This window comes from Acinetobacter uliginosus, assembly GCF_044130295.1.
Classification (GTDB): domain Bacteria; phylum Pseudomonadota; class Gammaproteobacteria; order Pseudomonadales; family Moraxellaceae; genus Acinetobacter.
The window spans coordinates 1-22,385 of sequence record NZ_JBIQOC010000076.1 but is presented as its reverse complement, the minus strand read 5'-3'; the positions used below and the strand labels follow the sequence as shown (position 1 = coordinate 22,385).

At 39.4% G+C, this 22,385-nt stretch carries 18 protein-coding genes and 2 pseudogenes; 11 read left to right on the top strand and 9 right to left on the bottom strand.

The features are described 5' to 3' along the window. The first annotated feature begins 243 nt into the window (after positions 1-243). The 5 genes from ACE01T_RS13635 to ACE01T_RS13615 are packed head-to-tail and all read left to right on the top strand — an operon-like array spanning position 244 to position 4,606. Positions 244-807 (top strand): carboxymuconolactone decarboxylase family protein, encoded by a 564-nt coding sequence (locus ACE01T_RS13635; RefSeq protein ID WP_395519456.1) that lies wholly within the window; start codon positions 244-246, stop codon positions 805-807. Then, positions 800-1,849: an acyl-CoA dehydrogenase gene (locus ACE01T_RS13630; RefSeq protein ID WP_395519455.1), complete on the top strand. Its 1,050-nt coding sequence runs from the start codon at positions 800-802 to the stop codon at positions 1,847-1,849. Before ACE01T_RS13635 ends, ACE01T_RS13630 begins: the two co-directional genes overlap by 8 nt. Positions 1,850-1,852: 3 nt before the next feature. Then, positions 1,853-2,641, top strand: a complete 789-nt coding sequence (locus ACE01T_RS13625) for an ABC transporter ATP-binding protein (protein ID WP_395519454.1) — start codon at positions 1,853-1,855, stop codon at positions 2,639-2,641. A 10-nt stretch (positions 2,642-2,651) separates the two neighbouring features. Further along, positions 2,652-3,851, top strand: coding sequence for an ABC transporter substrate-binding protein (locus ACE01T_RS13620; RefSeq protein ID WP_395519453.1), 1,200 nt, complete (start codon positions 2,652-2,654; stop codon positions 3,849-3,851). Next, complete coding sequence (locus tag ACE01T_RS13615) at positions 3,848-4,606, top strand: ABC transporter permease (RefSeq protein ID WP_395519452.1); 759 nt, start codon at positions 3,848-3,850, stop codon at positions 4,604-4,606. The genes ACE01T_RS13620 and ACE01T_RS13615 overlap by 4 nt, the downstream gene beginning before the upstream one ends. Positions 4,607-4,651: 45 nt before the next feature. Here the strand turns inward: ACE01T_RS13615 and tatC are convergent, their stop codons facing one another. From tatC to ACE01T_RS13575, 8 genes are all read right to left on the bottom strand, one after another. Then, complete coding sequence (gene tatC, locus ACE01T_RS13610; protein ID WP_395519451.1) at positions 4,652-5,410, bottom strand: twin-arginine translocase subunit TatC; 759 nt, start codon at positions 5,408-5,410, stop codon at positions 4,652-4,654. Then, entirely contained in the window at positions 5,407-5,832 is a 426-nt protein-coding gene (locus ACE01T_RS13605; protein WP_395519450.1) for a twin-arginine translocase TatA/TatE family subunit, read from the bottom strand. Before ACE01T_RS13605 ends, tatC begins: the two co-directional genes overlap by 4 nt. 23 nt (positions 5,833-5,855) lie before the next feature. Next, entirely contained in the window at positions 5,856-6,053 is a 198-nt protein-coding gene (locus ACE01T_RS13600; RefSeq protein ID WP_395519449.1) for a twin-arginine translocase TatA/TatE family subunit, read from the bottom strand. Positions 6,054-6,513: 460 nt separating this feature from the next. Beyond that, a complete protein-coding gene (locus ACE01T_RS13595; RefSeq protein ID WP_395519457.1) occupies positions 6,514-7,917 on the bottom strand; it encodes an LLM class flavin-dependent oxidoreductase in 1,404 nt (467 codons plus the stop codon). A 120-nt stretch (positions 7,918-8,037) separates the two neighbouring features. Next, positions 8,038-9,189: a porin family protein gene (locus tag ACE01T_RS13590; RefSeq protein WP_395519448.1), complete on the bottom strand. Its 1,152-nt coding sequence runs from the start codon at positions 9,187-9,189 to the stop codon at positions 8,038-8,040. 157 nt (positions 9,190-9,346) lie between these two features. Next, entirely contained in the window at positions 9,347-10,231 is an 885-nt protein-coding gene (locus ACE01T_RS13585) for a MetQ/NlpA family ABC transporter substrate-binding protein (RefSeq protein ID WP_395519447.1), read from the bottom strand. Positions 10,232-10,251: 20 nt separating this feature from the next. Continuing rightward, complete coding sequence (locus ACE01T_RS13580; protein WP_395519446.1) at positions 10,252-10,938, bottom strand: methionine ABC transporter permease; 687 nt, start codon at positions 10,936-10,938, stop codon at positions 10,252-10,254. A 12-nt stretch (positions 10,939-10,950) separates the two neighbouring features. Continuing rightward, complete coding sequence (locus ACE01T_RS13575; RefSeq protein WP_395519445.1) at positions 10,951-11,982, bottom strand: methionine ABC transporter ATP-binding protein; 1,032 nt, start codon at positions 11,980-11,982, stop codon at positions 10,951-10,953. 234 nt (positions 11,983-12,216) lie between these two features. Here ACE01T_RS13575 and ACE01T_RS13570 point away from each other — a divergent pair. The 6 genes and pseudogenes from ACE01T_RS13570 to ACE01T_RS13545 all read left to right on the top strand — a co-directional run bounded on the left by ACE01T_RS13570 (position 12,217) and on the right by ACE01T_RS13545 (position 18,796). After that, positions 12,217-13,374, top strand: a pseudogene (locus ACE01T_RS13570) (acyl-CoA dehydrogenase family protein). An 11-nt stretch (positions 13,375-13,385) separates the two neighbouring features. Then, positions 13,386-14,641 (top strand): annotated as a pseudogene (locus ACE01T_RS13565) (acyl-CoA dehydrogenase family protein). Positions 14,642-14,836: 195 nt separating this feature from the next. Then, positions 14,837-16,090, top strand: a complete 1,254-nt coding sequence (locus ACE01T_RS13560; RefSeq protein ID WP_395519444.1) for an SfnB family sulfur acquisition oxidoreductase — start codon at positions 14,837-14,839, stop codon at positions 16,088-16,090. 144 nt (positions 16,091-16,234) lie between these two features. After that, a complete protein-coding gene (locus ACE01T_RS13555) occupies positions 16,235-17,257 on the top strand; it encodes a methionine ABC transporter ATP-binding protein (protein ID WP_395519443.1) in 1,023 nt (340 codons plus the stop codon). Then, positions 17,258-17,929, top strand: a complete 672-nt coding sequence (locus tag ACE01T_RS13550) for a methionine ABC transporter permease (RefSeq protein WP_395519442.1) — start codon at positions 17,258-17,260, stop codon at positions 17,927-17,929. Positions 17,930-17,983: 54 nt separating this feature from the next. Continuing rightward, the gene (locus ACE01T_RS13545) at positions 17,984-18,796 is read left to right on the top strand and encodes a MetQ/NlpA family ABC transporter substrate-binding protein (protein WP_395519441.1); all 813 of its coding nucleotides are present in this window, start codon (positions 17,984-17,986) and stop codon (positions 18,794-18,796) included. Between the two features lie 426 nt (positions 18,797-19,222). Here ACE01T_RS13545 and ACE01T_RS13540 read toward each other — a convergent pair whose 3' ends face one another. Next, the gene (locus tag ACE01T_RS13540) at positions 19,223-20,506 is read right to left on the bottom strand and encodes an acyl-CoA dehydrogenase family protein (RefSeq protein WP_395519440.1); all 1,284 of its coding nucleotides are present in this window, start codon (positions 20,504-20,506) and stop codon (positions 19,223-19,225) included. Between the last annotated feature and the right edge of the window lie 1,879 nt (positions 20,507-22,385).

The following is a 22,385-nucleotide window of genomic DNA, read 5'->3' as shown; positions in this document are numbered from 1 at the left end:
GATCATTCAGCATTGTACGAGGCATAGCGAGAGTAAAATTGGGTTTGGCGATTTAATTTTACTATCTCGCTATTTTTTTAAGCAACAAATGTCAACAGACCCTAACCAACTTAGCATTTTTTGAGAATTATTAAGCATAAAAACTTCCAATAGTTTAGACGATAAAGCATTTTAAAATACTAATAAGCATTGAGAGAATACTATAAATTTTCAACACTAGGTACTCTTAACGGAGTACATACCATGACGACTTATTTCAAACCTTTAACAAGTGAACAAGCACCTGAAGAAGCAAAACAACGCCTTATTAAGGCTGACAAAGCCAATGGTTTTAGTTCAAATCTTTTAGGCGTTTTAGCATATGCACCAACTGCGTTAGAAATGTACCAAACCGTTTCTGAGATCAATAGCCGTAGCAGCTTAAATGTACAAGAACGTGAAGTCGTGCAATTGGTTGCGGCAACAGATAATGGCTGTACATTCTGTGTTGCAGGTCATACAGCATTAGCAAAAAATAAAGCTAAACTTGCGCCTGAAATTGTCCAAGCTTTACGTGATCAGGCAGAGTTACCTGATGCTCGTTTAAATGCCTTATCTACTTTTGCACGTCGAGCATTATTAACCAAAGGTGCTGTGGATGAACAAACAACACAAGCATTCTTTGATGCTGGCTTTACTGAACAAAATGCCCTAGATGTCTTATTGGGATTAAGCCTTGCGACTTTGTGTAATTATGCAAATAGTTTGGCGCGTACCGAACTTAATAGCCAACTTGCTGCACATCAATGGGAACCAAAAAATGCTTAATGCCGCTTTGGCTGTTTGGTTAGAACAGCATGCAGAGGCTTTAAATGCAGGTGAAGCAGACGTCAGTTTTGCTTTGCTGCAACAATTGGGCCAAGCCGATGTATTTAGACAAGGTGTACCTGAGCAATTTGGTGGTCTAGGTAATACCTTACAAGATGCAATTGAAACGATTGCCCAAGTAGCCGAATATTCAGTTACCGCTGCTTTTGTTAGTTGGAGTCAGCGTACCTATATAGAATATCTATTAACTGCAAAAGCTGACGTTTTAGATGAATTTCGTTTTGACGCACTACTTTCTGGGGAATATGCAGGTGCCACTGGTCTATCTAATGCGATGAAATTCCTCTCAGGCTTAGAACCTCTACAAATCCAGGCTGAAGCAGTGGAGGGTGGTTGGAAACTGAATGGGAAATTGCCATGGGTTACCAATTTTCATCCTAGCGGATTTACTGTAGCTGTTGCTGCTGATAGTGTTCAGGGGCCTTTACTTTTCTTAGTACCATCGAACCGCGCTGGCTTTGATCGTCGACCAAATCTGGAATTGATCGGATTGAAAGGCAGTTCTACCGCTGCTGCTACTCTTACAGATGTTATTGTTTCACAAACGGAATTGTTGAGTGATAAAGCCACCCAATATCTTCCTGCCATTCGTCCAGCATTTTTAGGTTTACAGTGTGCTTTAGCTATTGGCTTGATTAAACGCAGCGTGCAACAAGTTATTGCCAAGAAACACTCACGTTTAGTTAATGATCAAGTTACTTATATTCAGCAGCAGTTAGAAGAAAATTTAGCAGTTCTCTTTTCTGGATTGGAATCAGGAAAATTTGTCACACAAGCGCGAAGCCTATTCGAGATCAGAATTGCACTAAGTGAACTTACTCAACATGCGATTCAGCTGGAATTATGCAGTACAGGTGGTAAGTGCTATTTGACACCTTATGAAGATGGTTTTACCAGACGTCTAAAAGAATCAGCCTTTATTCCAATTGTGACACCGAGTGTCTTGCAATTAAAAACTGAACTATCACGTTTAAGTGCCTAAGACATGAAAAAGAGACAAGCGTTACTCACCGCAAAGCAACTTACCATCAGTCATGCGGGTAAAATCCAAGCTGTGATAGATGGTGTGGATTTTGACATTCAACAAGGTGAAATTATTACCATCTTGGGTCCAAGTGGTGTAGGTAAATCGACATTATTGTCGACACTAGCAGGTTTACATGCTCCTGAAAAAGGACAAGTTGAATTATTAGGGAAGTCTATTACTCAGCAAAAGTCTGAAATGGCATTTATGTTTCAATCTGCAGTGTTATTGCCTTGGCTGGACATTTCTGAAAATGTTGCATTTGGACAAAATTTTAAAAATCAGCCTAAACAAAATGAGGCAGAAATCCAAACGCGGGTGAGTAATGCATTGAAACGGGTGAAGCTAGAGCATATTCCCCATGCAAAACCTAATACTTTATCAGGTGGTATGGCGCAGCGTGTGGCATTAGCACGTGCTTTAGCAAAATCTCCACGTCTTTTGTTACTCGATGAACCCTTTAGTGCACTAGATGAATTGAATCGTGCCCAATTACAAAGACTGTTGGTCGATTTGGTACAAAGCCAAGAAATTGATGCTGCAGTGATGATCACACACGATATTGATGAAGCCTTACTCATCTCAGATCGTATTTTCTTTTTATCTGGCCAGCCTGCCAACATCAGTCAAATATGGTCATTAACGCAAAATCATCCACATGATATTTGGGAAAGTGAATTTTCAATGATTCGCAATGATATTTTGAAATTGCTGCATCAACATCAAGCCAAAATGCTCGAAAAAATTTAAGGAAACAGACATGTGTGATGACGATATCAATCATTCTCGCCGAGATTTTCTTAAATTGATGGGACTCTTTGCAGGAACTGCCGCCTTGCCAATGCAAGCCAGTCTGGCCCAAACCAAGCCTGAAAACACAAAAACCAAACGGGTAAGAATTGGTTATATTCCAATTACAGATGCAACACCCTTATTGGTTGCCTATCAAAATAAGTTATTTGAAAAACAGGGATTACAAGTTGACCCGCCAATTTTATTTCGGAGTTGGGCACAATTGGTGGAAGCTTTTCTATCCGGTAGTGTAAATGTCATTCACCTATTATCACCGATGGCAGTATGGACACGTTTTGGTAGTCATTTCCCTGCAAAAATTGTGGCATGGAACCATGTTGGTGGTTCAGCGCTGACAGTTGCCAGACATATCAATAGCTTAAAGGATCTTGGGGGTAAGCAAGTTGCGATTCCTTTTTGGTATTCAGTACACAACGTAGTATTACAGGAAATGCTACGTAATGCAGGCTTGAAGGTCATTACCAAACAAAAGGGAAAATTGGCGGCCTATGAAGTAGGGATAATAGTATTACCGCCCTCAGATATGCCTCCAGCACTACTCAGCAAGCAAATCTCAGGATACCTTGTTGCAGAACCATTTAATGCAATTGCTGAACATCTGAAAATTGGAAAAATATTGCGATTTACAGGCGATGTCTGGAAAAAACATGCCTGTTGCGTAGTGTACATGCACGAGAAAGATTTACAGCAACATCCCGAATGGTCCCAAAAAGTGGTAAATGGTATTGTGGAAGCCCAGCTTTGGTGTCGTAGCCATCGTAGTGAAGTTGCAAAATTGATTTCACGTGAGCATAAACCACGACTAACACCCCATATCCATGCTGTGATTTCTGAGGTAGTTAACCCTAATCCATCGCGGCAGAAGTTTTATTTAAGTACAGGTGCAATTAAGCATCCTGCATGGCAAGACCATCGTATCGATTTTCAGCCTTATCCTTTTGAAAGTTATACAGTTGAGCTGATCAAACGAATGCGTCATACCCAAGTTGAAGGCAATCCTGCATTTTTAAAACAATTGAATCCAACTTTAGCGGCACGCCAATTGGTCGATGATCGCTTTGTTAAAAAAGCCATTCAGAACTTAGGTGGCATGAAAGCATTTGGTCTCACTGAGTCCTTTACCCGTCAGGAGATTTTTCAATTATGAATAATATCATGATGCCAAATTGGAAATATCATAGTTATGGATTGTTTGGGCTCATCGGGTTTTTCTGCCTCTGGCTTGTTGCTGGAACATTTATTCCTGAAGGATTTTTTCAGCAATTTACTTTAAACGCGACTTTGACAAAGTTTTTAACGTTAATTCAGGATAGTGAAACCTATACCCATATATGGATGAGTATCAAGCGTGTATTAATCGGACTAGGTTTTGCCTTGCTGATTGGGATTCCCGTGGGATTGCTAATCGGGCAAAATCAAAAAGCAGATGCATTGACCTCACAAATTTTCCAGTTTTTACGCATGATCTCCCCATTGTCATGGATGCCAATTGCAGTAATGATATTAGGAGTGGGTGATAAACCTATTTACTTTTTACTCGCATTTGCCGCAGTCTGGCCTATTATTCTCAATACAGCGACAGGCGTAAAAAAAGTTGATCCTCAATTGTTAAAGCTTGCACACAGTTTAGATGCAACACCACGTGAAATCTTGCAAAAAATTATATGGCCAAGTGTGCTTGGGCAAGTATTGGTGGGATTACGTCTGGCGATTGGGATTGTCTGGATCGTATTGGTGCCAAGTGAAATGTTGGGCGTGAGCTCTGGGCTTGGGTATTTTATTTTAGATGCACGTGACCGTCTGGATTATACTGAGTTGCTTTCGATTATTTTAATTATTGGTTTTATAGGTTTTGTCCTGGACCGTTTAGTCGTTAGCTTACAAAAGCGCATCGCGATTTAAGCAGATATAAAAAAGCCTGATAACTCGGGCTTTTTTATATCTCAATCAATCACTTGATAGAGCTGAATGTTCTATTTGATGTGGAATAAATTTCCCTGCCAATAGACCCAATTCAAACAGCCCCCACATCGGTACGGCAAGTAATAACATGCTAAGTAAATCTGGGGGAGTAATAAACATCGATACAAAAAAGCAGCCCACAATAATAAATTTTCTCTTATGCATGAGTTGTTCTAAAGTTACCAATTTTGAAAGTAATAACACGATAATAAGTACAGGAATTTCAAAACACAGGCCAAAAGTAAAAAACAGCTTTAAACAAAAACTTAGATAGCTGCTGATGTCTGTCATGGGTAAGACGGCATCAGGAGCTATATGCATAAAAAAGTACAGTACAGAAGGCAATACAATATAACGGGAAAAACTGATGCCAAGATAAAATAAAACTAAGCTTGAGCTAGACAGCGCAATGGTCAATTTCTTTTCTTGCAGATACAGTGCCGGCGCAATAAAACGCCATATATGCCAAAGCAAAAATGGTAAACAGATTAAAAAAGCAATAAATAGGGTTAGTTTAAAGGGTGCAGTAAATGTCGCAGTAATATCGGTTGCAATCATTTGACTGTTCGCAGGTAAGGCTTGTAAGAGCGGTTGTGCAAATACTTGATATAGCGTTTGAGCAAAAGGCAATAAACATAAAAAGACAACGGCCAGCATCAAGATGATCTGAACCATGTATTTTCTCAGTATTGCTAAGTGACCCAGTAAATGTACAACAGTTGATGATTGGTCTTGAGATTTCATGAATGCATATGTCTACTTAAATATGAGGGAGTAATGATGTGCTCATTTAAAGTCGTGTAACTCAACGGATATAGACCAAGATGTTCTGCTTGTTCCATGGGAGCAATTGCTTCGATCTTTCCTAGACTGCTGTAGGGCAATCCAATATAAATAGGCTCATCAGAATGTAGCTCAGCATAGATTTTCTGACTGAGCACTTTTTCCAAATCTCTTACTTTGTTGATTTCGGATTCGAGCGTTTGTTGTAGCTCATTGAGCTTAAGTTCACGTTCTACATCAGTTTGAAAATTTTGTAGCAGGTGCTTGAGCTTTTGATACAGCTGATACACAGTTTTTAATAGCTCTAATAGTTTTTCAGGGCCTAAGAATATCAATGCGAAACTGATAAAAAAGATAAGCTCAAACAAGCCAACATTTAGCATAGGAGAGAAAGGTGGTCAGTAAATTAAGATTGATGATTCTTATTTTTTGGCTGTGATGAATCGGCAGTTTCATCTTTTGAAGAATCGTCTTGAATAGAGGTTTTAAAATCCTTAAAAACACCACCCAAATCTTTACCTAAATTTTTTAATTTTGATGTGCCAAATAATAAAATCAGAACTAATGCAAATAAGGCAAGGTGTCCAAGCGATAAACCTAACATGAAGCATCTCTAGATCGTTATATGAGTAGACTATTTTAAACGATGCACATTTTTTCTTAATCACATTAAATGATTAGCTATTTACTTCTAATTCAATAATATTTTAGAAATGAGATCCTTTTACTCTATGGATTCAGCATATCATCATTGAAAAACAAGGTGATTGTAATGCTATATTCATTTAAATATTTTTTATGAACTCCTCGGTAAACGTGAAAAATATTAATAACAAATTCTTATACATACTGGTTTGATCCCAATATTTGCCTCTAGTCATAATCATACTGATCGATAGCGTTACTTTTGGTCGGTATCATGACTTGACTATTTAACTTATTGGGGGGGCATAGACCCCAATCCTTGGAGTTTTGGGTGATGCCCCCGGAGGAGCTTCTTTCAGTTTACATCAAGAATCCTTGAGAAACCGAAAGATGGCTGTGGTAAGTTTTTGCTTTAAAAGTTAAGCTATTTTTGATGTAATTTGTGTTTTATTCTCTTGGGTCTTATAACGGAAGCTGGTTCCTCTATGATTTTTAGGCAACAGCGGTCCTTGTCCAAAAAGTTTTTCGCGTAAAGTTCCTGTTGCATATTCAGTCTGATAAACACCGCGGCGTTGAAGTTCAGGAACTACATACTCAACAACATCTTCAAATGTTTTATGTGCCAAAATATAAGCGAGATTAAAACCATCAATATCTGTATCTTCTACCCACTCTTGCAGACGGTCAGCAATAGTTGTAGGCGAGCCTACTAATACAGGTCCGTTACCTCCAACACTGATAAATTTAGCAATTTCTTCAATTGTCCAAACACGTTCTGGATCTGCTTTAACATACGAATCGAGCATAGATTGAATTGCATTAGTATGAATATATTCTACTTGGTCTTGCGCATTAAATTGTGAAAAATCCACACCAGACCAACCAGAAGCTAAGGTTAATCCACCATGATAGCTTCCATATTTTTGATATTCTTTGAATTTAGTTTGCGCTTTTTCATCTGTTTCATCTACAACTATAGAAAGCATAGTGTAAATTAAAATGGAATGTGGATCTTTACCCTCTTCTACAAGTTTAGTGCGAATTCCTTGAACTAGTTTTTTTACGGCTGCTTTTGTTGGCGCAGAAATAAATACACATTCTGCATTTTGACTGGCAAAAGATTGCCCACGACTAGATGCCCCAGCTTGATACAGTACAGGCGTACGCTGTGGAGAAGGCTCGCAAATATGAATACCAGGAACTGTAAAATATTCACCTTCATGATTAATAGGATGAACTTTGGTGTGGTCAGCGAAAATTCCTTTTTCTTTATCGCGAAGGACTGCATCTTGTTCCCAAGAACCTTCCCAAAGCTTGTAGAGTACTTCTAAGTACTCATCGGCAATATCGTAACGGTTATCATGACTGACCTGATTTTTTAAGCCTAAATTTTTAGAGCCACTTTCTAAATATGAGGTCACGATGTTCCATCCCGCACGACCTTTTGTTAAATGGTCTAATGTACTCATGCGACGTGCAAATGGGTAGGGATGCTCAAATGAAATAGAGGTTGTGACACCAAAGCCCAAGTGCTTGGTTACAGCGGCCATGGCAGGAACAATCTGTAAAGGGTCATTCACTGGTACTTGAACTGCACCAGTCAGTGCATGTTCAGCAGACTGGTTATATACATCGTAAATACCAAGTACATCTGCAAGAAAAATACCGTCAAATTTACCGCGTTCTAAGATTTGAGCTAAGTCAGTCCAATATTCTAAGTCTTTGTATTCGGTAGATCGGTCTAGCGGATGACGCCACAATCCCGGTGATTGATGGGCGATACAATTCATTTCAAAGGCATTAAATCTAATTTGCTTAGTCATATTGGTCTGTAATAATTTCAAAAATTTAATTAATTTTAATAAAAAAATATTGAAACTTTTAATAATAAAAATTTCAATATTTATCATAATCATTGTTTATGAAAATAACATATTTAATTATTAGAAATAGTAGCCTAGAGAAAGGAATAACATATTATTCCAGTTATCATCTTTGCTTGTGGCATAACCATCACTAGAACCAAATGCTGTGTCATTTTTTGCATTAATATATTCCAAATAGAATTGAAGATTATCTTTGTATTTGGTATATACACCGTTGATTAGGCGTTCTGAGTCTGAGTAATTATTATTTTCTTTAAAATATCTAGAGTAATTTGAATATAATATTGGACTGCTAAAGTTTTTATAATTTAAAGGCAATGTGTAGTTTATTTCAGTAGATAAAAAGTTGGCCTTATTTGCAACGTTATAATATCCATCAAAGGAACCAAAAGTTGAATATTCAGGATGATCTATATCTTTATTTTTAATATTTTGTCCACCATATATAATATTAAAACCTAATGGTCCAGCTTGTGTTTTTTGGAATAAGGTCCAAACATTTCGATCACCTGTAGCATTGGTTTTTAAGTTGTCAATTTGACTGTGTAAATATGATGCACCAACTTTTGTTTTAATTTTAGTATCTGAAATATTGTAATTAAAATCTTTATCTAGTTTAATTGTAAACTGATTTTTTTCTTCTGTTTGTGTGCCGTCTGCAAAATCAGGTTCTGCGGTTAAGTTACTAGAATAGTGCGATGATTTTTTACTTTTACCTGTATAGCTTCCTGCATCACTAAAGAAATAACCTGCTGTTAAATTGAATGATTTTGGTGTGTATTGATAAGTTAAGCCGATATTATTTAATTCCTCTAAACCTAAATTATAAAGTTGGGTTAAATTGTAAGTCGTACTGTAATATCGGTCTAACCCAATTGGTACAGGTTGTAGGCCAGCAGTTACTTTATGTTCAGGTGTGAACTGGTAGGCTAGCCAAGCATTTGCAGGAAAATGTATGCCACCTAATTTATCATGTGCTTCATATACACGATAATCTAAATGACCACTTAGGGCATTATTCTGATAATTTAACCATAAAACTGCATCGCTAAAATCAATTTTATTTCCACTGCTTTCTAAATAATCATTATGTGTATATTGAAAGCGAACAGTTCCACTTGCATCTAGACCATTTTCAGTATTTTCTGCATGTGAAATTTGATTGAATATTGAAAGAATAGATATTGATAAAATCAGTCGTTTAATCATGGCTTAAATTTAATTTAAAAGGTGTTGTGCAATTATATGTTTGTGTTTTATTTTTAAGTATTAATATAAAGTGATAAATTAATTCTGATTATTTATATAAGGCTTTAAGATGAATATCTATGGCATATAAATATGCCATAGATATATTAAATAATAATTAATCTTCTGATACTGGGGTTAAAATGCCTTTTACATTTAAGTCATCAGTGGTTTTCAGATATTCAGCGATGCGAGGATCAGCGAAGATCTTTTGCAGTTTCACAATTTGCGGATCATCCTTTTTTGCCTCAGCAATGACTAAACGGCTGGCGAAAGTACGCGGTGCTGCTGGAAATAGAATGCCTTTGCTGCGCGGGATTTTACCTGCATCAAACTGAGCAACATAGCCAATTGCCGCATCAACAGAGTCTAGAGTGCGCGCCATAGACAGCAATTCAATTTCAGTAAATTTAAAGCTGTGGGGATTTTCCTGAATGTCTTTAATTTTTGCTGTACGTGGTTCAATTGAAGGATTCAGCTTAATCAGTCCTTCACGCTGTAGCAACCATAGTGCTTGACCTTGGTTGGCTAAATCGCTAGGAATGGCAAATACTGCATTTTTTGGCAGCTCATTAATATTCTTATAGCGGTCTGAATAAATTCCGAATGCCCATTGGAAGACTTCAGTTGTCGGCAGGAGTTTAAAGCCATTGGCGTCTGCGACTTGTTTCAGCCACCATTGATGCTGATATATGGTGCCGGCAAATTCACCATCATTAACTGCGCGGTTGGCCTGAACTGGGTCCTGTACACCAACGGCTTCCAGCTTCACGCCGTAATCAGGGGCAATATGTTCATTGGCATATTCAATCAGGTTTTTTTCACCGATCATGGTCGGTTCATAATGAACTTTTAGCACATTGTTTTCTGCAAATGCCTGATGAGAGGCATTTTGCTTAAATAGGGCAAGGCCTGCAATGACGGCGATCACGACAATCGCGCCGATGATCAAAGGCAATTTAGTTTTTTTCTTCAGTTCAAATGGATGCTGCGGGGAAGTCATAACGATGTCCGTATGTTGAATTAAGCATGTTTCAATGAGGTACTGATGCGGTTGCCGATAAACTGCACCGCTTGAATGGTCGCGATCAGCGTGATAATCGTGGCAATCATAATGTGATGGTCAAAGCGCTGATAGCCGTAAAGCACCGCCAAATAGCCAATGCCGCCTGCGCCGATTGTGCCTGCAATTGCAGAGTATTCAATCATGGCAATCAGATTTAGTGTGGCGGCTGAAATCAGGCTAGGCAGCGATTCTTTTAGCTGTACCTGATGAATGATCTGTAGGGAAGTACCACTAGATACACGTCCGACAGAAGTGATTTCAGGCGGCAGTTCATTAAGTGCATTTTCGACCAAGCGGGCAAAAAATGGAATGCCAGCGATGGTCATGGGAACTACAGCCGCAGCAATACCAATAGTTGTGCCAGTCAGCCATTTGGTTAGCGGAATAATGGCAGCCATCAGCACCAGAAAGGGTAATGACCGGCCAATATTGACAATTGAGCTAAGTGTGCCGTATAGCTTTCGGTTTTCGAATAGTCCGCGGTCAGAGCTGTTGAATAAAGCAATGCCGGTAATACCGCCAATAATAATGACCAATGTCATCACGATGCCGACCATAGTCCATGTTTCTAAATAAGCTGGCAGCAGCATTTCAGGTATTTCTGTCCAGGGTGTATTTTGATTAAGTACGATATCTTTCGACATGATGTTTATTCCTTAAGCGGCTGCATGCTGGGAGCAGGGTTGTGCAGATTGAATGATTTTGAACTGCACATTCCATTTGGCCATTTGGCTTTCTATCTGTGTTTTATGTTTGTTGTACAGGGCATCAGGAAGACTAAAAATAATCTTGCCGACAGTCGCATTACTGATCACTTCAACTGTAGATGTGTGCACATCCAAACCATATCCTGCTTGGATACTCAGCTGGCTGAGCCAGTTCAGTGGTGTATCCAATGCTGAAGAATAGGTCGCTGAAAATATGGTATGGTCAGTTGGCAATACTGCTGGAATATGCAAGGGCAAAATTTTAGCGCCAATAGCCGATTCAGGATTTAAAATCAGGTCCAAGACACTGCCTTGTTCCGCGATTTCACCATGCGAGAGCACTGCGACATCGTCTGCAATTTGACGTACGACGTCCATTTCATGGGTAATCAAAATTACGGACAGCCCGAGTTCATCGCGCAGTTCAGTTAGTAGTTTTAAAATGGATTGTGTTGAATCAGGATCTAGACCTGAAGTGGCTTCATCTGCAATTACGATACTAGGTTGGAGTGCTAAGGCACGGGCAATCCCGACACGCTGCTGCTGACCGCCAGAAAGCTGCGCAGGATAATGGTTGGCGCGGTCAGATAGCTTCACATTTTCCAGCAGGTAAGCAACCCGGTCTTTAATTTGATGATCTACCACGCCAAGAAATTCCAGGGGCAGGGCAATATTTTCAGCTGCTGTACGGCGCTTGAGGAGCGCTGAAGACTGAAAAATAAGGCCAATCTTCTGGCGCTGCTGGCGGAGTGCTTCAGCTGATAGCTTATTTAATACTGTGCCGTCTAAGATTAGCTCACCTGAACTCGGATGTTCTAATAGGCTTAAGCATTTGGACAGTGTGGATTTGCCTGAACCACTGGGGCCAACAATCGCGGTAATTTTGCCTTTTGCAATGCTGAGATTGATATCTTTCAGCACCTGTGCCGCGCCGCCATTTTTCAGCGGATAGCTTTTATTAAGATTTCGAATTTCATACATTGTGCAAAAACTTCAACTGAAACAAGAGCTGAAATTTAATCTGAATTTAATATTTTTATTAAATATAAATTTCTGCAGATTATATGCATTTAAAGGCATATATAAATAAATGAAAAGCTAATAATATTTAATAGAAATTATTTTAAATAAAAAGATTTCTTTCTCTAATTAATGTATAAAAAATAAAAAAATGATGCTAGCTTATTTTTATAATAAACAAGAGAGCATTTTATAATGACTTCTAAAATAGAAATAAAATTGACAGATGCGCAGAATGTCCCTCAGGATTTTTATCAACATGATTCTTCGGCTCATGTAATACGATCTGATAAAGAAGCCATTGAAATAACGCAGCGATAAGCTGATGATTTTACTAAAGAAGCATCGAAACGCGATCATGAACGTCGCCTGCAGTTGCGGGAAGTACAGCAGTATTCTGCTTCCGGCTTATGGGGCATTACCATATCGAAAGCTTTTGGTAGTGCGAGTAGTAGCTATAAGACATTGGCAGAAGTCGTTAAAACTATTTCCAGCGCCGATTCATCTTTAGGTCAGATTGCGCAAAACCATTGGACATTTTTAGAGCATATCCGTTTGGATGCCAGTCCAAAATAGCAGGAATATTTCTTTGATCAGGTGTTGAAGGGCAAGCGGTTCCGCAATGCATTTTCAGAAAAAGGCTCTATAACAGTAGCGGATTTAACCACAACGATTGATTTTAAATCCGATCATGCAGTGATTAATGGGCAGAAGTTTTTTGCCACCGGTGTATTACTGGCGCATTGGGTGCCGGTGGTTGCCGTCAATAATTGCAAGCCTTATGCCACGCTGGTGTCCCAGCATACGTCTGGACTTACAATCATTAAGTCTGGAGCGGATTTGGCAAGCGCACCACAGTTAGCGGTTCAGTGCTTTTAGAAAATGTCAGGTAGATCTGAAGTACATTGTACCGATTCATCAAGCTTTTGAACGTCCGACGGCTGAAGGCACATCCATGGGTTGATTCAGGCTTAGATAAAGCTTATCAAGACCCTTACACCATCGCCAATATCGGAGAGCTGAAAATCAAGCTTCGCGCTGCTGAAGCTGTACTGGATTTAGCTGGCGAAGCGATTGACCGCGCGCTTGAAAATGCCACAGAAAAAACAGTGTCGGAAGCCACACTGCTGACTGCAGAATCCAAGATGCTGACCACGGAAATTGCGCTGCTGGCTGTCAATAAACTGTTCGAACTGTCAGGCACACGTTCGAACGCTGTCTGAGCTGAATTTAGACCATCATTGGTGCAACGCGCGCACGCATACACTTCATGACCCCGTGTGCTGGAAACTTAATTTAGTCGGTAATTACTATTTAAATGATATTCCGCTGCCGCGCCATGCGTGGAGCTGAGAGGAAAAACTATGACCATTCAAAATAAACAGAACTTATCTCTTGGCACGAACTATGAGCAGGTGGTAGGTAAATTCCGCCCGATCTTCTAACGTATTGTAGAAGGAGCTTTGGCGCGTAAGAAAACCGCGAGCTGCCGCGGGAACCGATTCAATGGCTGAAAGAAGCTGGCTTTGGTGCAGTGCGTGTACCGACAGAATTGGGCGGTGACAGCGTATCTCAAAAACAACTGTTCCAGCTGCTGATTGAATTGGCCAAAGCGGATTCAAATGTCGTTCAGGCGCTGCGCGGTCATTTCGCTTTTGTCGAAGACCGTTTGAATGCGCATAAAACAGAAGATCAGAGCCTGTGGTTTCAGCGTTTTGTTGAGGGTGATTTTGGTCGGCAATGCTTGGACGGAAATCGGCAAAGTTGAGATAGGTGATGTCGTGACCCGCGTGACTGAAAATGCACAGGGGCAACTGACGGTGAATGGACAAAAATACTATTCAATCGGCACCATTTTCGCGGATTGGATTGACTTATTTGTGTTAGATGAAACCACCAATCAACATGTGATTGTAGCGGTTTCGACCCATGCATCTGGCATTAAAATCAGTGATGACTGGGATGGTTTTAGTCAAAAAACCATAGGTAGTGGTACGCTAGTGATTGAAAATGTGCCGGTCAGCCGTGAATATATTTTGCCTTTTGATCAGCGTTTTAAATATCAAACCGCTTTCTACCAGGTGGTGCATTTGGCAACGCTGGCAGGGATTGCGCAAAGCGTTGTTGCAGCCTTCAGTGATGAAGTTCACAAGCGTACCCGTATTATAGCCATAGCAATGCAGAGCTGGTGCGTGATGATGCGCAGATTCTGCAAGTGATCGGCAAAGCATCTGCTCAAGCGTATGCCAGTGAATCCATTGCGCTGCGCGCAGCTAAAGCTTTAGACGGCGCATACTTGAGCCATTTCCAAAATGATCAGGTGCTGGATCAAAAAGCCAATGACCTTGCTGAACTTGAGTCTTCTCAAGGGCAGGTCGTAATTTCTGAACTGGTATTAAACTTGACCACAGAATTGTTCAATGCGCTTGGCGCATCTGCCAGTACAACCGAAAAGCAGCTCGACCGTTTCTGGCGCAATGCGCACGTGGTGTCTTCACACAATCCACTGATTTATAAGCAAAGAGTCATTGGTGATTGGGAGATTAATAAAGCGCCGCCGCCTTATGTATGGCAAATCGGAAATAGTCCTGTAGCCAAACAGCAGGAAATTGCAGCTTAAAGTCTTTTTAAATGAAAAACTGAGAATTAAAACCGCATTATTGCGGTTTTAATTCTATTTATATCTTTAAAAAATATAATGGGGCTTATTTTATTTCGTGTTTTGTAAATATTTATAAATTCTAAATGATTAAATAAATTGCTGATATTTTAATACGAATAAATTAATTTTAATGATGCAGAGTTTTAAGCCATTATGAATATTAAACTTCAAGACCTTCAAATTGAAAATAATCAGGATATTCCTGAATCAGTATTTGTACAGCAGCAGCCGGCGCATATTATCCAAAATGATGCCGAAGCCATAGAAACAGCAAAAAAGCTTGCTGAACGTTTTAAGCTACAGGCATCACACCGTGATGCCAACCGCTTGCTGCCGCTGCAGGAAATTGTTGAGTTTTCACAAAGCGGGTTATGGGGCATCAACATTCCTAAACAGTATGGCGGCGCGCAAGTGAAGCACCGCACGCTGTCACAGGTGATCCGCATCTTGGCCAGCGCCGATCCTGCACTAACACAGATATCAGAAAATCATCTTTCGTTTTTGGAACAAGTGCGCTTAGATGCCACTGAAGCACAGAAGCAGCTGATTTTTGGCAATATCCTGAAAGGTCAGCGTTTGGGCAATGCGCTGTCTGAACGCGGTGGTAGAACTGTAATTGACTTGAAAACCCGAATTACACAGAACAAGCAAGGCTATGCGGTAAACGGCAAGAAATTTTATGCCACAGGTGCAATCTTGGCGCATTGGGTTTATGCGGTAGGATTGGATGGTGATGGCAATGAACTCACTGCGTTGATTCCACATCATGCTGCGGGACTGAGCATTATCAATGACTGGTCGGGCTTCGGTCAGCGCTCTACGGCAAGCGGTACGGTGATTTTGGACAATATTCAAGTGGATGCGGAATATGTTATCCAAACGGGTGCAGGCGGTGAAAGCATTAATCTCGTCGGGACGATTTCACAGTTGATTCATTCATCAATTGATGTCGGTATTGCCCATGCAGCCATTGAGGACGCAATTGAATTTGTACAGAATTATACTCGTCCTTGGATTGATGCTGATCAGGAACATGCTGTGGATGATCAATTCACTCAAGCTGCTGTAGCTGATCTGAAAATCAAATTGCATGCGGCAGAAGCGCTACTGGACCGTGCCGGTGATTATGTCGATGCTGCCTTAGAAAATTTGAACGAAGACAATGCCAATGCGGCTACTCTGGCGGTGGCTGAGGCCAAAGTGTTAAGTGCAGAAATTGCAATTTTAGCGTCGAATAAATTGTTTGAATTGGCCGGAACACGCGCAGCGCTGTCAGAGCTGAATTTAGACCGTCATTGGCGCAATGCGCGCATTCATACGCTGCATGATCCTGTGCGCTGGAAGTATAAGCTGATTGGAGAATATTATTTAAAAGGCAAATATTTGCCGCGCCATCCGTGGAGCTGATGAAAGGATTTGTTTATACGCAAAATTAATAATCAATGCAGCCTTTATTAATTCTGTTTTTTGCATATCAAAATAATATTTAAATTATTTTTTAAACAAGTATTTTTGTATATTTTTGCAGAATTGAAATATAGAACTACTGCCATGATTAATATTGCAAATGCTGATAAGTATTTTAATACAAAGAATAATAAAATCTTTGCATTAAAAAATATTTCCCTGCAGATTGATGCATCGAAAATAGTCGGAATTATCGGCTATTCCGGTGCGGGTAAATCAACATTATTAAGGCTGATGAATGGGCTGGAGAAAGCCGATGCTGGTCAAGTAGAGGTGCTGGGCCAGTCCATTCAGCATGCATCTGAGCGTGAGCTGAAATCGCTGCGAAAACAGATTTCCATGATCTTTCAGCATTTCAATTTACTAAAGACAAAAACAGTATTTGACAATATTGCATTTCCGTTACGTTTAGACGGCAGCTTAAACAAAAAACAACTAGAGTTGCGTGTAGAGGAATTAGCACATCAAGTCGGCTTAACCGAGCATTTGCATAAATATCCGAAACAGCTTTCAGGTGGTCAAAAACAGCGTGTCGGCATCGCTCGGGCTTTGGCAAATTCACCGAAAATTCTGCTGTGTGATGAAGCGACTAGCGCACTTGATCCGATTACTACACATGAAATTTTAAATTTGCTGCTGCAAATCAACCGAGATTTAGGCATTACTATCGTACTGATTACACATGAAATTGACGTGATCCGCCGTATTTGCGATGACGTTGTAGTACTGGAAAAAGGTCACATTGCAGAACAGGGACCAGTTGATCAAGTGCTGCTGCATCCTGCACATGAGATTTCCCGCTCTTTGATCTTAGAAAATACAGATATTGATGAAGTACATCTGTTGCCAAACTCACAGATCATCCGTGTTACTGCAATCGGTGAGCTAGCGCAGCGTCCAGTGTTTGAAACGTTGGCGATTAAGCATCAGGTGAATTATCAAATTCTGCATTCCAAAGTCGAACGCACCAAAACTTCGCTGTATAGCCAATCCATTCTGTCACTTCAAGGGCTGGGTATCACTTGTTACCTTGAGCAGATGGAACAGCAGGGTGCACATATTGAAATCATTCACGGCGCTACGCGACGCATAACGGAGGCAGCCTAAATGCTCGAATTAATTGCAAATCTGGATTATCAAGAACTGTTGGATGCGAGTAAAGCGACATTGCTGATGCTTGGCCTTTCACTGCTGTTTATTGTGCTGCTGGGCCTACCTTTAGGAGTGGCGATTTATTCATTTGCCAACAGCCGTATTAAGAAGCATCCCGTACTTTATTCCATCCTGTCATTCTTCATTAATATCATCCGCTCAATTCCGTTCATTATTTTAATGATTTTGCTGATGCCTCTGACTGCGATTATTACAGGGACAACTATTGATGTTGCCGGTGTTATTCCACCGATTACTGTTGCAGGCATTGCATTCTTTGCTCGCTTGACTGAAACAGCACTGCATGAAGTCGATACAGGCGTGATTGAAGCGGCACAATCCATGGGGGCAAGCTACTGGCAAATGGTGAAGGGTGTTCTGCTACCAGAAGCGCGTGCGCCGATCATTGCTGCGGTTACGGTAACCAGTATCGCGCTGGTGGACTATACGGCGGTATCCGGTGTAATTGGCGGCGGCGGTTTAGGGGACTTAGCCATTCGTTACGGCTATCAGCGCTATCAAACTGAAATTATGTTGGTGACTGTCATTCTGCTGATCGTGATTGTGCAAATCATGCAGTTCATCGGCAACAAAGCAGTGTTGTATTTTTCTAAAAACTACACTTAAGCCATCCAAAAATTCAAATACACGACATTGAATATTTAACTTAAAGGAACAACGATGAATACGTTAAAAAAATTAGCAGCGGCTATCAGTATTGCTGCTGTATCTGCAGGTGCTTGGGCAAATCAAACTGTCACGATTGGCGCCAGCGCAACACCACATGCTGTGATTTTAGAACACATTAAACCTGAGCTGGCAAAGCAGGGTGTTGATCTGAAAATCAGAGTCTATTCAGATTATGTACAGCCGAATACCCAGCTGGTATCGAAAAAACTGGACGCCAATTATTTCCAGTACCGTCCGTTTTTAAATGATTTTAATGCCAAAACTAAATCGAATTTAGTACCTGTAGTGCCAGTACATATTGAACCGTTTTTGCTATATTCATCAAAAATTACCAATTTAAAACAGCTGAAAGATGGTGCAACAGTCGCAATTCCGAGTGATCCAGTCAATGGTGGACGTGGCCTGCTGCTTTTGGCTAAACTGAATTTGATCACTTTAAAGCCAGGCTTTAAACAGCTGGCAGTACCAACAGATAAACTGCCGTCAGTCCGTGATATTGCATCTAATCCAAAGAAACTGAAAATTAAAGAGTTGGATTCAGCAATGCTACCGCGAACTTTGTCTCAGGTAGATTTAGCTGCATTAAACTGCAACTACGTACTGGAAGCAAAGCTGGATATTAAAAAATCTCTGTATATTGAAAGCGGTCAGGATGGTAAAAAAATCTGGGCTGAATATTTAGTTGTACGCCCAGGCGATCAAAAGAAACCTGAAATCCAAAAAGTTGCAAAAGCATTGAATAGCGATTCAACCCGCCAATTTATCAAGCAGCACTTTAAAGGTGAAATTTATACTGCATTCTGATGAGCTGAAAAATATAAAAAAGGCATTGTGATCAATGCCTTTTTTATTGGCTATATATTATGAATAGAGTATTTAGCTATTTAATTATTCAATCTAAATGGAAGTGTATTACTTCTATTTTCGCTGTTTGTGTGGGCAATTTAAAGGAATTCTTAAAATCATGGAGAGAGGCTGAGTCAAGGTGTGGATGTTTTAAATTGATATCTACTCTCGATCAATAAATGTATCGTAAAATTGTGTTAATAATGGGGGATCTATGCAAAAAGCATTTGGCCGTGTATCTACGATTAATTTCGTTATGGCATAACGGGAAAAGAAATACATATGATCCAATGGTGTTTCCCAATAAAAATACAGATTAAAAACGCTTGGAAAATCAATCCAAGCGCATGCTGAGAAAAGTAAAACAGAATTATTTTGTACTGACTACACTTGACCGATACGCCATTGGTAAGGTGGCAAAGTTCCATTCACACTGAAATCACCCACAATGCGGTCTTTATAGATGCGCGGGTTGTGAGAAGCTAATGTGCGGATGTTTCGCCAGTAGCGGTCTAGCGCTAAGTCTTTATCTGTTGCAGAAGCACCAAGTGCATCAAAGATAATCGTTGAAGCATTTAAGGCCAAATCAGAAATAATCGTTTGAGATTGCGCGATTTCCAGTTCTGCAATTGCATTTTGATCTGCTTCTTCAGCGGGATTATTAAGGAAAGCAGACTCATAGGCGTGCTGCAAAGCTTGCGCATTTTTCTCAATGATTGCGCCTGAAGTGTAGGCTGCACCTCGGATTTTTCCTACGACTTGCAAAATTTGCGGGTCATGGCGCACATGCGTTGAATTAGCATGACTATAGTTACGAGTGCGTTTTTCTACTGCTTTGGACACATCATAAGCAGCAGAGCGAGTTAAACCCGTGATAATTGATAGCTGAATCAGTTGGTAAAAACCTGCTGAATATTTAAACCTATCATCATCGGGAAGTACATCTGCAGGATCTACTTCAACATTACTGAAAATAGTTGTGCCGCTAGCAGTTAAGACTTGGCCAAAGCCATTCCAATCATCAATCACATCGACGCCTTCTGCATGGCGTGGGATGATGATTGAAGCTGAATTACCTTCTAAATCCGTAATGCCAACGTCAATCCATTCCGCATATAAGCTGCCTGTGGTGTAATATTTTCTGCCGTTCAGCACCACACGTCCTTCTGCAGTTTTGGAAAGATGCGTGCTGAATTTCCCGATAGACTCCTTGCCGCCTTCAGACCAAGCGCTGCCGACAGTTTGACCTTGACCGATACGTTCCAGCCATAGGCGTTTGTAGCCAGAATCTGCAAGCAGTAGGATATCTTCAGTAAAGCCGAAATGCACACGGAGTGCTTGCGGCAAGTTGGCATCAGCTTGTGCTAGTTCAATGAGTAAGGCGAATAATTCTGGAATCGTTGCATCAAAACCGTTGTGACTTTTAGGTAGGCGTAGGCGAGTAAAGCCAACATCTTTTAGCCATTGCAACTGTTCAAATGGCAGAGTATGCGTTTTTTCACGCTCATTCGTGCTTGTACGGATTTTGTTGAAAATTGGACGGAAATTTTCCGCCAGCTCATCATAACGTGAGGAAGGTCCTTGTCCCCATACTTGATAAATAGAAGACTCTTGTGAAAGCTGATGTTTTAATTGCGTAAGCGGATTTAAATTAGTAAGCGTTGTCATAATAAAATAAATAAAACAATAAAGATAAAATACTAATTGAGCAGCTTGTTTTATAAAGTAATAAAATGAGATATTGAAATGAGAAAATAATATTAAATGAATTACTTTAATATAAACATGAATCGCGGATAAGAAGTTACTCTGTAAATTAAATTTCTTCTAATCATCATGATCGGTTAATGCTCAGAATCAAATATATCGAAAAGCACCTAATTTAATAGATCTCTTACATAAATCATATTTTACTCCGATATGGCATATTTCTGTTATAGTGACCGAAGTGTATGTTGATGCATTAAGTTGATTTAAAAGTTTGCCAAATGGTGGGCTTTTTTAATGCCTATTTTTAAGCATTTATTAATGGAATTATTAAGTGTTTTAAGTGTGTGAAAATACCAAATTCTAGGTATGGGTAAATCTTCTTATAGATGATTTCATTTGTCTTGTTTTTCATTCTTAATTATTTGTGGATAAAAATGACTGACAACCTGCGTATTTATTGTATTGGGAGTATCTGTGTTGTTGGTTGCATAGCTTTCCTAAAGCCAATCTTATGCTATTAGTGACTGGTTTTCTTCTTTTTTTATTGGTGTATTTTTATTCAAGTTGGAATTTAAAGTGCGTGTATTATTTTGGAAAAATCTTGAATAAATATTTAATTATCATGGCATAAACAATATTAGCGCAAGAGAGAAAGCGCAATAAAAATAAGATACTTCATGTTAACCGGCTTAATTTCATAATATTAAGCTGGGTTTTTTATGTTTGGTAAATAATTATTTATAAGGTATTGATTTATATTTAATTATTTTATTTTTTTGGTGTATTTTGCCACTGAAAAATATTTGAATAGTGTAGAAAATAGCTAACAGAAACTGCTGTAGTTTCTGAATGACCTTCTCCAAGGTCCTTAGTGTACAAGTCCACATCACCTATTTTGATGCTGGGCTTTTTTTATATCGGGGAAGCTGTAGGCCTTATTTAATTCCACTTTATACTTTTGTGTATAGACATAGGTTGTGAGTGGTGTTTAGGGAATTCAGTTAAAAAATGGTTGGATATGATTAAGAAAATTATTAAATCTATTTTTTGCAAGCATGATTACAAATTGATTCAAACTATTCATGGGGATCAGGTCAACCACTTAGATGCTCGTAGTCAGTGGCAATGTGAAAAGTGTAAATGGATCACATATAGTCACTATTTAGATCGAATTAAGTAGATCCTGATGGTACCCATCACAAATGAAGGAACCACATTCTTAACTACAAATTATTCCAAATATATTCCAGATTCTAATTAGGTCGAATTCGCAAGAATGAAACCTTTCGAATTCGAAACCTTTAAAACTACAAATTTCGGACTCAATCATGGGTAACTAAACGTGTGCTTATGATCCTTGAAAGAATGGTCAAGGATCGAGCTTTTTAGTATTCAATAAAGCATAAATTAATATAAGCTAATAATTTGATTTGATTAGTAATACTTTGGTTTTTGGTATATTTAGCCACTGAAAATTGTTTTATTAGTGTACAAAATAACCAGTAGAAACTAGGTGGTTTCTAAATGGCCTCAAAACTCTCAAGGTCATTAGTTTATAGGCCCATATCCAACTACTACTGGATTGGGCTTTTTTTTTGCATGGAGAAAAAGAAATGCTCCGATTCTTAATGTGTTTATTCAGTCTACATGGTTCGACCGAGATCGATTACACGATTGATGATGAAGAAATCAAGGTATGCCGGGATTGTTTGAAAGAAATTAAATAAAAGATAACTTTGTACACGACAAAAAAAGATAACTCATTGAAATAATGGCATAATACTTGTTTTCTGACGACGAATATGATGACACATTTCAATGAGTTACATCTCATCTT